Source organism: Sphingopyxis sp., assembly GCF_965279755.1.
In the GTDB taxonomy this organism is placed as follows: Bacteria; Pseudomonadota; Alphaproteobacteria; order Sphingomonadales; family Sphingomonadaceae; genus Sphingopyxis.
This window is the reverse complement of record NZ_OZ257261.1, coordinates 3,599,163-3,611,391: the sequence shown is the minus strand read 5'-3', so window position 1 is coordinate 3,611,391 and position 12,229 is coordinate 3,599,163. Positions and strand designations below refer to the sequence as shown.

Genomic DNA, 12,229 nt, shown 5'->3' with positions numbered 1-12,229 from the left:
AGGGACAGATGTGAAACTAGCTTCGCTCAAAGCCGGCCGTGATGGACGGCTGGTCGTCGTTTCGGACGACCTCGCCTGGTACGCCGACGCCGGCCAGATCGTCCCGACGATGCAGGCCGCGCTCGACAATTGGGCCTATGCCGCGCCCCGCCTTGCGGCGCTGGCCGAAGATCTCAACCATGATGCGATTCCGAAAGAGCGCTTTCACGAGCGGGATGCGGCTTCGCCTTTGCCGCGCGCTTATCAGTGGGCCGACGGCAGCGCCTATGTGAACCATGTCGCGCTGGTGCGGCAGGCGCGCGGGGCCGAAATGCCCGACAGCTTCTGGCACGATCCATTGATGTACCAAGGCGGAAGCGATGCGTTTCTGGCGCCGCGCGATCCGATCCCGCTCGGTGATCCGGCATGGGGCTGCGACATGGAGGCGGAAGTTGTCGTTGTCACCGGAGACGTTCCGGCGGGTGTCGATGCAGAAACCGCGCGCAAGCATATCCTGCTGGTCGGACTGACGAACGATGTGTCGCTGCGCGGACTGATTCCGGGCGAACTTGCCAAGGGGTTCGGCTTTTTCCAGTCCAAGCCGTCGAGCGCGATGTCGCCGGTGTTTGTGACGCCCGAAGCGCTCGGCGATCGGTGGAAGGACGGCAAACTGCACGGAACGCTGAGCGTCGATCTCAACGGCCAGCCGCTCGGCCGTGCCGATGCCGGGGTCGATATGACCTTCGATTTCGGCCAGCTCGTCGCGCACGCGGCCAAGACACGCGATCTGGGTGCAGGAACGATCATCGGATCGGGGACGGTGTCGAACCGCGATGCCGATGGCGGTCCGGGCAAGCCGATCGGCGAGGGCGGGCTGGGTTATAGCTGCCTGGCCGAGGTGCGGACGGTAGAGACGATACGGCAGGGCGAACCGAAGACGCCGTTCATGCAGAGGGGCGACACGGTCCGTATCTGGATGGACGACGAACGCCACCACAGCATTTTCGGAGCGATCGAGCAGCAGGTCGGTTGATCGAACGGCCTCGGCGCACAAAAAAAGGGGCGGGATTTCTCCCCCGCCCCTCTTTTTTTGATCAGCCGTTAGCTTAGCCGCCGCCCTTGCCGAAACCGCCGCCCGACATTGCGTCGCCAAGCGAACAGGCCGCCGGGCCGAGAATGACGATGAACAGCACCGGCAGGATGAACAGGATCAGCGGAACGGTCATGATCGCAGGCAGGCGTGCCGCCTTTTCTTCGGCGCGCATCATGCGTTCGTTGCGGAATTCGGCTGACAGGACGCGCAGTGCGCTGGCGAGCGGCGTGCCGTATTTTTCCGTCTGGATCATCGTGGTCACGACGCCCTTCACCGACTCCAGATTGACGCGATAGGCCAGATTTTCGAAGGCCTGACGGCGTTCGGTCAGGAAGCCGAGTTCGATCGAGGTGAGCGCAAATTCCTCACCCAGTTCGGGATAGGCGCGACCCAGTTCCTTCGAGACGCGCGAGAAGGCGCTATCGACCGTCAGACCGGCTTCGGCACAGATCACGAGCAGGTCGAGCGCGTCGGGAAGGCCCTTGCGGATCGCGTCGGTGCGCTTCTGCCGTATATTGTCGACGAACAGATCGGGCGCCTTGTAGCCGAGAAGCAGCGCACCCATCGTATAGCCCGCGCGCTTGAACGGCGTCAGATCCGGCCACATGTCGAGCCAGTAGATCAGGAACACGGCGATACCGCCGAAGAGGATCGGCAGAACCAGGCGGCCAAAGATGACCGTGACCGCGAGGTCCTTCGAGCGGATTCCCGCCTGCGCCAGCTTTTGCTGAACTTCCTTGATCTGCCCGTCCTGCAGAACCTGCAGGCGGCCCAGAAACGTCCGCATCTTGTCGGCGGTCTGGTTCTTGCGAACCAGCTTGGCGCGGCGCTTCGCTGTCGACGCCGTGATGCCCGCCTTGAGCTGCTCGCGGCGTTCGTTCAGCGCCTTCACACGCTTGGCCATCGGGTTGCGCACGGTGAGCGCATTGTAGATGGCAAAGAGCACTGCGGCGACACCAACCGCCGCCAGCATCGTCGCTGCCCAGACGACATCGACGCCCATCAGCGTCGGGCCTGTCTGCGCTCCCGAAAAGGCGGAAAGGAGAAGATTGCTGTTCATCGTCCGCCCTCAGATCTCGAAGCTGATCATTTTTTTCATGATGAATGCGCCGATGCTCATCCACACGAGACCGCCAAGGCCCGCAATCATCAGGCGCTGCTCCGAAAAGAAGCCCGCGAGATATTCGGGATTCATCGTCCAGACGACGCCGAACACGAAGAATGGCAGGGCGCCGACGATATAGGCCGAGGCCTTGGCTTCTGACGACATCGCCTTGATCTTCAGCTTCATCTGCGCGCGCTTGCGCAAGACTTCCGACAGATTGGCGAGCGTTTCAGCAAGGTTGCCGCCGGTTTCACGCTGGATCGCAATCGTGATGCAGAAGAACTGGAATTCAGCCGTGCCAAGCATCTCCGCCGATTCCTGAAGTGCGGCTTCCATCGTGTTGCCGATGCGGATGCGTTCGACGACACCCTTGAATTCCTCGCCCACCGGCCCCGGCAGTTCCTGGCTAACGACCTGGAAGGTTTCGGTAACGGGAAGGCCGGATTTCAGACCGCGAACAAGCAGGTCGATTGCGTCGGGAAAGCGGGTGTTGAACGCAGCGACACGCTTCGTGATCAGCCGCCCCACATAAGCGTGGGGCAGGCCAATGCCAGCCATCAGGCCAGCGAGTCCGGCAAGCAGAAACGGCGTGCGCAGAACGAGCAGTACGCCCGTCACGGCAACGAACAGCCCCATGCACCAGAACATATATTGCGAGAGTGTCCAGTTCTTGGCGGTCCGGCGGAGCCGTTTTTCCATCAGCTCGCGGCGCGGCATCAGGCTGGACAGTCCAGAGCCCGGACGGCCGCCGACCGACTGGATCGTCTTGCGCATCTGGGCGGCGACGACTGCTTCGGTCGAATTCGCGTGGCGATCGCGGACCGATGCCAGACGGCGGCTCTTTGCCTTGCCGGCTGAGGGACCCGCAAAGGCGAAGAGCAGCATCGCGGCCGCCATGACGACGGCGACGATGGTCAGGATCATTGGCAGGTTCAGGTTCATAATGGCCCTTCGTCGGCTTCCTGCTCGAAAGACGGCGGCGATCCGGAAGCCCGGAACGCCGCGCCGCCCTTATTTTGCGCCTTTTTTGGCAACCAGCGTCCCGAGACCACCGAGCTTGCCCAGCAGCGAACTGCCGTTCGACTTGGACTTCGCGGGCGCTGCGGCTTCTTCAGCGCTTTCATCGGCACCATCGACGATGACCCGCATCAGGCTGGTCCAGGCCTGAGCGGCCTTCGTGCCCTTGCAAAGCTCGGCATAGGACTTGCCGAGCTTCGCCGCCTGGCTCACCAGCTTGGGGTCGAATGGAATGGCGATGTCGATCGGACGTTCGATCGACGATTCGAATTCCTTGCGTGACAGTTCGCCGACGGCGTTCTGGAACTTGTTCGCGACCAGAACGACCCGCGATCCGGGGACATTCTGCTTGAACCAGGACAGCAGACGAATCGTGTCGCGCGCGCCGGCCAGCGTCACGTCGCTGACGAGCACGATCGTTCCGGCTTCCTGCACCAGGTGCGGGAAAGGGATGAGAACGTGGCGCGGGATGTCGACGATCGTCATCTCGAACGCATTGCGCAATTCCTCTTCCAGCTGGAAGAAGGCCGACCCGTCGGTCATCACCGGCTGGTGGATCGGCGCTTCGGCCGACAGCAGACTGAGTTTGTCCGAAGCGCGCACCATTGCGCGCTCGATGAACAATCCGTCGATGCGGCTGGGATTGTCGATCGCGTCGATCAGGCCGCGGCCGGGCTCGAGGTCGAGTGTCAGTGCGCCGGTACCGAAATGCACGTCAAGATCGAGCAGCGCGGTCTGGCGATCGGCCTGCTCGCTCATCACCCAAGCAAGCGAGGTCGACAGGAGCGACGCGCCCACGCCGCCGCGCACGCCGACGACCGCCATCATGTGATGCGGCTTGTCGTCATGCATGTCGGCATGCTTCGGCGCCGATAGCATCGCTTGCGCCATGGTGAAGCTTTCGCGGACCTGGTCGAGCGACAGCGGCTTCAGCAGATAATCCTGAATCCCGCTCGATAGAAGGTCACGATACAGGCGGACGTCGTTCACCTGGCCCGCCGCGATCACGACGGTGCCCGGCTCGCAAACCTCGGCCAGCGCGTTGATGTCGTTGATCGGATCGCCCGATTCCGACATGTCGACGAAGAGGATGTTCGGGCTCGCCGAGACCGACAGCGACTGGACTGCGTTGCGCAGGCCGCCCTTGTTGCACTTCTCGATCGGCCAGCCCATGTCGGCGGCGGCGACGCGGATCAGCTCCAGCGTATCGTCGTCGCACACAAAGGCGCTGAACGGATCACGCAGCCCTGCTGCCTTGAACGGAGCGTTCACTTGCCGCCTCCTGCGCTGCTGGTCGTCACTTCCTTGAGGCCTTCGGCGCCCGTCGGTGGTTTTTCGCGATAGGTCTTGATCGCGCGGGTCGCCGATGCGGGATCGCTGACCCGCTCGCTTGAACCCTTGATCAGGTCATTGGGATTGGCGACCATCGCGGCGAGATTGCTATTCGTCGCGCAACCATAATTCGACGACGTGGCGTTGTTCGGATTGACGGACGATTTGCTCGCCCAGTCCGGACAGGACGGAACCGAGGCCGCGGCGCGTGTGACGACGACGCGGATATGGCCGTCGGGAACCGCGCCGGTGGTCACCGGGACGTCGGGGCTGATCAACAGACCGCGGCGCTCGACGAGCGCGCGGACTGTCGCCTGTGCTTCGCTGGCACCATAGACCGAGGGATCCTCGATCGCGATGCGGTCGCCATAACGGACGCCCATCGCGTCGAGCCAGCCCTGCAGACGGCCCTGTTCGCTCGGCACCAGATCGCCGCTGCCGGCGGCAACGTCGAACTGATAGATGGTGTTGCGAACCACCGGTTGATGGACTGATTCCAGACTGCGGTTGGTGTTCGCGGTTCCGGTGCATCCTGCCAGCGACGTCGCCAGTGCCAGTGCGGTCCAAGTTGCGATCTTCTTCATCACTTAAACTCCTGAAAACCAGCGCGTCATTTCTTCAGGCTGAAACCCGGTGCGGCGCTGCCGCCACCGTTTGGACGGTCGGCATCGCCGATCGAGGTTTCGAGCCGCGGTTTGGGCCGGTCGCCTCCCGTCACGCCGTCGTTGTTCTGATTGAGCAGCAGACGGTTGAGGTCGTTGGCGTCGCGATAGCCGTCGGTCGGCAGCTTGATCTCGTTCGCCGAGACCGGCTGGACGAGATAGGGCGTCACGACGATGACGAGTTCGGTTTCGCCGCGGCGGAAGCTGTCCGACTTGAACAGGCTGCCGAGGATCGGAACGTCGCCGAGGCCAGGGATTTTGTCGATCGCGCCGATCGAGCGGTTGTTCATCAGGCCGGCGATCATGAAGCTTTCGCCCGAGCCCAGTTCGACCGTCGTCTCGGTACGGCGCACCGTGAGGGCCGGAACCTGGAAGCCGTCCATTTCGATGGCGCCTTCGGTGGAAAGCTCCGAAACTTCAGGGCGGACGCGCAGGCTGATGCGACCGTTCGAAAGAACCGTCGGCGTATAGGCCAAGCTGACGCCATATTTGCGATACTCGATCGTCGTGCCGGCGAAGTTGCCGGGGATCGGGACGGGGAATTCGCCGCCAGCCAGGAAGTCGGCGGTTTCGCCCGACATCGCGGTCAGATTGGGCTGGGCCAGCGTCGCGACCATGCCCGAACGCTCACCCAGATCGAGCGAAGCGATCAGGTCGAGGCCGAACAGGCGGCCGGCCGCGGCCAGGCTGTTGACTCCCGTCGGTGTCTCGACGCTATAGGTCGTCGAACCGTCGGCGTTACGTGTGATTGTGCCGGCCTTGCGGCCGCGAAAAACGCCGCCAAGGAAGCCGCCGGTGCGGTCCTGAGTCAGCAGGTTGCCGCTCATCTCCTTGACCAGCGAACGGTTCACTTCGGCGATGCGGACCTGCAGGTTGACCTGCAGCGGTGTCGCCGTGCGAAGGCGCGAGAGCACCTTTGTCTGCTCGCCCACAAAGGCCTGAACCAGGCGTTCTGCTTCCGCTGCATCGTCGGGCGACGCCACGGTGCCCGTCAACAGGACAAAGCCGTTCATTGCATTCGACGTGATCTTTGCATCGGGCATCGCCAGGGTTAGCATCTGGTCGATCGTCTCGATGTTATTGCCGACCCGGGCAACGGTCGAATAGACCACCCGGCCGCTGGCATCGGTCGCATAGATGCTCGTTTCGCCGGGCTTCTTGCCGAAGACATAGAGCTGGCGGCCCGAGCGGACCTGGACGTCGGCGACCTCGTCGTTCGCGACGAAGACATCGGTCATCGGCGTCGACAGGCTGACCAGGCGGCCGCGGCCGACCGACAGGTCGATGCTGCTGCTGGCATTTTGCGTCGCCTGGGCCGAGGCCTGCTGGGCCGGGGCGGAGACCAGCGTCGCCGCGACGAGACCGATGGCCACAGTGCGGGCGAGCGTGGTCGCCGTGAAATGGAGTTTGCTGGTCATTTTACTTACCCCCAACAGGAACTTCGGTCACCTTGTCGCCGCGCGTTACGCGAACCGTCGGACCCCGCGGCGCGGCAGGTGCTGCCGATCCCGCCATCGATCCCCCCATGCCGCCGCCATTGAACGACTGCTGCTGCGGGGGCTGGCGCGGCGCCGAGACGCGGCCGCTCACCGGAACCCAGAAGCGCGAAACGTCGCCGCCGGTCGTTGCTGAACTCTTGTTCGAGGTCGGACGCGACGCGGCTTCAGCCAGCATCTTCCGTTCGGTAGCGGTGCCACCGCCGGCGGGAACATTGATTTCGCCCGATGCGATGGCCGCTTCCAGATCGCCGGTATTTTCGGCGAGCGGACGGAGCGCGAGCGACAACTTGCCCATATTCTGGGCGACGGCGATCTTCTCCGAAATCTCGGGCGTCGCTTCGAGCGTCACAGTGCCGAAGGTGCGGACGGGCGTCTTGCCTGTCTCATCCTCTGCATCGTAGCGCTGGTCGGTCGCGAGAACGCGGACGTTGCGGACGATCGTTTCTGCGGTGAAGAGCTGGTCGTCGGGATAGCTGCTGCCCTCCTTGACCTTCAGCTCCTGTGCCAGGACGACGTCGACGCGGTCACCCGGGAAGACGAAGCCGGCAACGCCCTGTTCCTGCGACACGCGAACCGTGACGGCGCGCATGCCCGGGCCAAGCGCCGCGGCGAGGAAGCCGCGGTCGTCGGGATGGACGAGAGCGCCCTGCGTCAGCGGTTGGCCTGCGGTGATCGGATAGCGCACGACGGTTCCGACCAGGGTCTGGACGTTCGTCTTGTCCTTCAGAAAATAGGATTTCTCCGCGAGCTCTTTCGGCCAGGGCTGAAAGCGGAAGCTATCCGGCCCGATGATCGTGCCGGCCGGCAACTGCCGGGTGGCGACAAGGATCATGGGTCCGTTGATTTCCGGTGCCGCCGCAGCGCGCGCCACCGGCGCCGATGCGCCGCGCATCATCTGGTTGACCCCGAACGCCGCGCCGATGGCAATCACCAGCGCGCCGACGATCAGCATTATCTTTCGCGTATCCACGATTTTCGCCTCCTACGCCAACCAGAGGTGGTGGCGCTTGCCCTCAGTTCGATGCGATAAACTGAAAGTGGTTAAGATATTGTTGGTGAAGCGCCCAAAGACCGGCAATTGCGATGGCGACCCCGTACGGAACCTCTATCACCTTGTCGGAAGGGCGGATTTTGGAATGAATCAACATGATTGCGGACAGTATTCCGCCGCCGATAGCCATGATCGTCAGCATCGGAACGAACAAGGGTAGCGGAATCCAGAGCATCACCGCCCCGATCATCTTCACATCGCCGCCCCCCATCGCACCGATGGCGAAGAGTCCGGCAAAGAGCAAGAATACCCCGAAGGCGGCGGCGAACTGTAGCGGAATTTCAGGCCAGATCGACCATCCCGCAGCGATCCAGAAGGGGATCGCCAGCAGCGCCATCGCGGCATTGAGCCCATTGGAGATGGTGCGCGACCGGAGGTCGCTGACCGCCGCGGCGATTATCAACACGCCGAGCAGGGCCATCAGGCCAATGGAGACAAAGCCGCTTTGCATAGGCTTTCCTCTACGCAATATGGCTTACCAAAGAGTAACCATGTTGGCGGCGGCGCGGCTTGCATTCCCGGGCGCAGCCGATATGCGGCGGCGGATGACCGACACGCTGCCTTCCTCGACCGACGTGCTGATCGTCGGCGCGGGTATCGCCGGCGCCAGCCTGGCTGCCGCGCTCGCGCCGCATCGCGGCGTGTTGATGGCCGAGGCCGAGGACGCGCCGGGTTATCATGCGACGGGACGGTCGGCGGCCTTCTGGCACGAGACCTATGGCGGGTCGGGGGTGCAGCCACTGTCGATCGCGTCGTTCGACCTGCTGAACGATCCGCCGCGCGACTTCTCCGATCGCGGCTTCCTGTCACCGCGCACCGCGCTCAATATTGCCCGCGGGAGCGATGCCGCCAGCGTCGATGCCTTTGCCGCACGTTTTTCTGCACAAGGCGTACCGATCGAGCGGATGGCGGGCCCCGCGATCGAACGCCTCGTACCCGGCATCCGGCCCGAGTGGAGCGAGGCGGCCTATGAGGCGTCTTGCGCGGACATCGACGTCGGGGCACTTCACGCCGCCTATCTGCGCGCAGCCATCCGCGATGGCGCGATGCTTGCGACCCGCGCGCGCCTCGACGCCGCGCGGAGGACGGGTTCCGGGTGGGAGGTCCGGCTGGGCGGCGAGACGATCCATGCCAATGCCATCGTCAACGCTGCCGGGGCCTGGGCCGACGGCGTGGCAGAGATGTGCGGCGTCGCCGCTATCGGCATCCGGCCCTATCGCCGCACGGTCGCGCAGGTCCGGCTAGGCGTCCCGGTTCCCGCGAGCCTGCCGCTCGTCATCCACGTCGGCGGCGAATTTTACTTCAAGGGAGAGAGTGAAGGCCGCATCTGGCTAAGCCCGCACGACGAGACACCGTCAGAGCCCTGCGATGCGGCGCCCGACGAGATCGACGTCGCAATCGCGATCGACCGGCTTCAGCAGGTCGTCAACTGGCCGGTCGCGGCGGTCGAACGAAAATGGGCAGGGCTTCGGAGCTTCGCGCCCGACCGTTTGCCCGTATTCGGCGCCGATCCGCACCAGCCGGACTTCGTCTGGTGTGCAGGGCAGGGCGGTTTCGGTATCCAGACCGCGCCTGCGATTGCCGGACTGCTGGCGGCAGAGCTTGGCGGGCCGGCACCGGGCGGCGCAATCGGTGCCGTCGATGCGGTACCTTTCTCGCCATCGCGCTTCGCCTGAACCTCATCTGGCCGCTTGCACCGCCAAGCGGCCGCACTACCATAGATTTGGCCGCATCACCCCCGATGCGGTCAGACCTGTGGAGGATGGCATGGCCCATTATTTCGAGATCAAGAAGAACAAAGGCGGCGAATTCGTCGCCTATTTCAAATATAATAGCGAAACCATCTTCTGGACCGAGGGCTATTCGAGCAAAGCCTCCGCGATAAATGCCATCGAGTCGATCAAGAAAAACGGGCCGGGCGCCGAAACCCGCGAAGCCGAATAAATGTAAACGCGCGGGCGCTCAGCGCGCCCGCGCCACTTCGAGCGCTGCATCGCTCGCCAGCTTGTCGGCGATTTCATTGTCGCCGTGCCCCGCGTGGCCCTTGACCCACAACCATTCGATCTGATGCCGCTTCGCCTCCGCGACCAGACGTTGCCAGAGGTCGGCGTTGGCGACGGGCTTTTTTGCGGCTGTCTTCCATCCGTTCTTCTGCCAGCCAAAGATCCATTTGGTGATACCGTCGCGGACATAGACGCTGTCGGTTGAAAGCTCGACGTTGCACGATCGCTTCAGTGCCGCGAGCGCCTCGATCGCCGCCATCAACTCCATGCGATTGTTCGTGGTGTCGGGCTCGCCGCCGGAGAGCGTCTTTACGACATCGCCCCAGCGCAGCACCGCCCCCCAGCCGCCGGGGCCGGGATTACCCTTGCACGCGCCGTCGGTGGCGACGATCACCGTCCGTCCCTCGGTCATGCGGTCGCGAACAGGCTGGCGGCGTCGGCGGCGCGATAGCAGAGCAGACGATTGAGGAAGGGCGCCGGGTCCTTGCGGGTGACGAGCGCGTCGGCCGGGGTATGGATCCAGTCGTGCGCGCGGGTCAGCAGAAAGCGCAGCGACGCGCCGCGTGCGAGCAAAGGCAGCGCGGCGATTTCGGCATCGGACAACGCGATCTCGCGGGCGTAGCCGCGCATCAGTGCCTGCGCGCGGTCGGCGTCGCAGCGGGTTCCGTCGGCGGAGAACGTCCATGACGCATGCGTGACCGCGACGTCATAGGCGCGAAAATCGGTCGCGGCGAAATAGAAGTCGATGAGACCGGTGACCGTCTCGCCAAGCATCAGGACGTTGTCAGGAAACAGGTCGGCATGGACGACGTGTGCGGGCAGGGCTTCGGGCCAGTTTGCCTCGAAAAAGGCCAGCTCGTCATCGACGATCGCTTGCAGACCGGGAATCACCGCGTCGAGATCGCCCGCCGCTTCGGCAACCCCGCGCCAATGCAAGCGCCCCATGCTGTTTTCGCGCCCGCCGGCGAAATGGGCGGCGGCGCGATGCATCGTACCGAGTGACGCGCCCGCAGCCTCGCACTGACCCGGCGTCGGATTGGTCAGCGAAATCCCCGGCAGGAACTGGATGATGCACGCTGCGCGGCCCGCAACCCTCTGGATCGCGACGCCGTCTCGGTCGCGGATCATCGCCGGCACCGGGCAGTTACGGGTCGCGAGATGGTCGAGCAGATCGACGAAGAAGGGCAGGTCGCCTTCCTGCACGCGCTTTTCGTAGAGGGTCAGGATGAAGCGCCCGCCGCTCGTCTCGAGCAGGAAATTGCTGTTCTCGACCCCCTCGGCGATGCCCTTGCAGGACACCACCGTGCCGATGTCGTAACGGGTGACGAGCCCGGCGAGGTCGTCGGGGTCGACATGCGTATAGACGGCCATCAGGGGGTCGCCGGCTCGAGCCCGCGCGGGAGCTTGAAAACCATATTTTCCTCGGCGGTGACGACCACCTCTTCGACTACCGGGCGGAGCGCTGCGACCGCGTCGATCACTTCACGAACGAGCGTTTCGGGGGCGCTCGCGCCAGCGGTGATGCCGAGGGTGGATATCCCGTCGAGCCAGGCGGGATCGACGTCGGTGCCGCGCTGGACCAAGTGGGCCGGCGTGCCGAGCCGTTCGGCGACCTCGACCAGACGCAGGCTGTTCGAGCTGTTGGGCGCGCCGATCACGATTATGCGGTCGCAGCGGTCGGCGATAGCCTTGACCGCTTCCTGCCGGTTTGAGGTGGCGTAGCAGATGTCCTCGCCGCGCGGTCCGCTGATCGACGGAAAGCGATGCTGGAGCGCCGCGACGATGTCGCGCGTATCGTCGACCGACAGCGTCGTCTGCGTCAGGAACGACAGCATGTCGGGATCGGCAGGTGCCAGCGTCGCGACATCGTCGACCGATTCGACGAGCGTCATGGCGCCGTCGGGCAACTGGCCGAGCGTGCCGATGACCTCGGGGTGGCCGGCGTGGCCGACGAAGATGATGTGGCGTCCGGTTTCATGTGCGCGTTCCGCCTGACGGTGAACTTTCGACACCAGCGGACAGGTCGCGTCGATATAGTCGAGCCCGCGGGCATCGGCCTTCGCCGGGACCGCTTTCGGTACGCCGTGAGCGCTAAAAACAACCGGCACGCCGTCCGGGACCTGATCGAGCGATTCGACGAAAATGGCGCCCATGGCCTTCAGCGATTCCACGACATAGCGATTGTGGACAATTTCGTGGCGGACATAGACTGGCGTGCCGAAACGGATCAGCGCCAGTTCGACAATGCGGATCGCACGGTCGACGCCGGCGCAAAAACCGCGCGGCGCCGCGACTAATACCGCGAGTTCCGCGCTTTCGTCGCCCTGCGGGCGCGCCGGGGAATGGGGAGCGTTCATGATGCGCGCGCTCTAGCGCAGTCAGGCGTATCGGGTAAAGGCGCTTCGTCCTGTTGCACCTCGTTCATCGCACCGATAAGAAGCGGCGCGCATGGAGTTTCGGATAACCCGTCCGATGCATCTGCCAGAGT

Annotated in this window: 13 protein-coding genes; 3 read left to right on the top strand and 10 right to left on the bottom strand. The window is 64.2% G+C overall.

Annotated features, from left to right (window positions below; genetic code table 11):
• Nucleotides 1-10 precede the first annotated feature (10 nt).
• A complete protein-coding gene (locus tag ACQY80_RS17840; RefSeq protein WP_428682279.1) occupies nt 11-1,012 on the top strand; it encodes a fumarylacetoacetate hydrolase family protein in 1,002 nt (333 codons plus the stop codon).
• Between the two features lie 73 nt (nt 1,013-1,085).
• On the opposite strand, the gene ACQY80_RS17835 is transcribed toward ACQY80_RS17840, so the two are convergent.
• The 7 genes from ACQY80_RS17835 to ACQY80_RS17805 all read right to left on the bottom strand — a co-directional run bounded on the left by ACQY80_RS17835 (nt 1,086) and on the right by ACQY80_RS17805 (nt 8,189).
• Nucleotides 1,086-2,132 carry a type II secretion system F family protein gene (locus ACQY80_RS17835; protein ID WP_428682277.1) on the bottom strand — a complete coding sequence of 349 codons (1,047 nt, stop codon included), beginning with the start codon at nt 2,130-2,132 and terminating at the stop codon, nt 1,086-1,088.
• Nucleotides 2,133-2,141: 9 nt separating this feature from the next.
• The gene (locus ACQY80_RS17830; RefSeq protein ID WP_428682275.1) at nt 2,142-3,119 is read right to left on the bottom strand and encodes a type II secretion system F family protein; all 978 of its coding nucleotides are present in this window, start codon (nt 3,117-3,119) and stop codon (nt 2,142-2,144) included.
• Nucleotides 3,120-3,188: 69 nt separating this feature from the next.
• Entirely contained in the window at nt 3,189-4,466 is a 1,278-nt protein-coding gene (locus ACQY80_RS17825) for an AAA family ATPase (protein WP_428682273.1), read from the bottom strand.
• A complete protein-coding gene (locus tag ACQY80_RS17820; RefSeq protein WP_428682271.1) occupies nt 4,463-5,110 on the bottom strand; it encodes a CpaD family pilus assembly protein in 648 nt (215 codons plus the stop codon). The genes ACQY80_RS17825 and ACQY80_RS17820 overlap by 4 nt, the downstream gene beginning before the upstream one ends.
• A gap of 26 nt (nt 5,111-5,136) precedes the next feature.
• Nucleotides 5,137-6,606 carry a type II and III secretion system protein family protein gene (locus ACQY80_RS17815; RefSeq protein WP_428682269.1) on the bottom strand — a complete coding sequence of 490 codons (1,470 nt, stop codon included), beginning with the start codon at nt 6,604-6,606 and terminating at the stop codon, nt 5,137-5,139.
• 1 nt (nt 6,607) lies between these two features.
• On the bottom strand, nt 6,608-7,657 hold the full coding sequence (gene cpaB / locus ACQY80_RS17810) for a Flp pilus assembly protein CpaB (RefSeq protein ID WP_428682267.1): 1,050 nt from the start codon (nt 7,655-7,657) through the stop codon (nt 6,608-6,610).
• 43 nt (nt 7,658-7,700) lie between these two features.
• The gene (locus ACQY80_RS17805) at nt 7,701-8,189 is read right to left on the bottom strand and encodes an A24 family peptidase (RefSeq protein WP_428682265.1); all 489 of its coding nucleotides are present in this window, start codon (nt 8,187-8,189) and stop codon (nt 7,701-7,703) included.
• A gap of 94 nt (nt 8,190-8,283) precedes the next feature.
• On the opposite strand from ACQY80_RS17805, the gene ACQY80_RS17800 reads away from it, so the two are divergent.
• Entirely contained in the window at nt 8,284-9,414 is a 1,131-nt protein-coding gene (locus ACQY80_RS17800; protein WP_428682264.1) for an NAD(P)/FAD-dependent oxidoreductase, read from the top strand.
• A 91-nt stretch (nt 9,415-9,505) separates the two neighbouring features.
• On the top strand, nt 9,506-9,682 hold the full coding sequence (locus ACQY80_RS17795; RefSeq protein ID WP_428682262.1) for a YegP family protein: 177 nt from the start codon (nt 9,506-9,508) through the stop codon (nt 9,680-9,682).
• A gap of 18 nt (nt 9,683-9,700) precedes the next feature.
• Here the strand turns inward: ACQY80_RS17795 and rnhA are convergent, their stop codons facing one another.
• The 3 genes from rnhA to ispH are packed head-to-tail and all read right to left on the bottom strand — an operon-like array spanning nt 9,701 to nt 12,098.
• Complete coding sequence (gene rnhA, locus ACQY80_RS17790; protein ID WP_428682260.1) at nt 9,701-10,153, bottom strand: ribonuclease HI; 453 nt, start codon at nt 10,151-10,153, stop codon at nt 9,701-9,703.
• Nucleotides 10,150-11,112, bottom strand: coding sequence for a homoserine kinase (thrB, locus tag ACQY80_RS17785; RefSeq protein WP_428682258.1), 963 nt, complete (start codon nt 11,110-11,112; stop codon nt 10,150-10,152). Before thrB ends, rnhA begins: the two co-directional genes overlap by 4 nt.
• Nucleotides 11,112-12,098, bottom strand: a complete 987-nt coding sequence (gene ispH, locus ACQY80_RS17780; RefSeq protein ID WP_428682256.1) for a 4-hydroxy-3-methylbut-2-enyl diphosphate reductase — start codon at nt 12,096-12,098, stop codon at nt 11,112-11,114. Before ispH ends, thrB begins: the two co-directional genes overlap by 1 nt.
• Between the last annotated feature and the right edge of the window lie 131 nt (nt 12,099-12,229).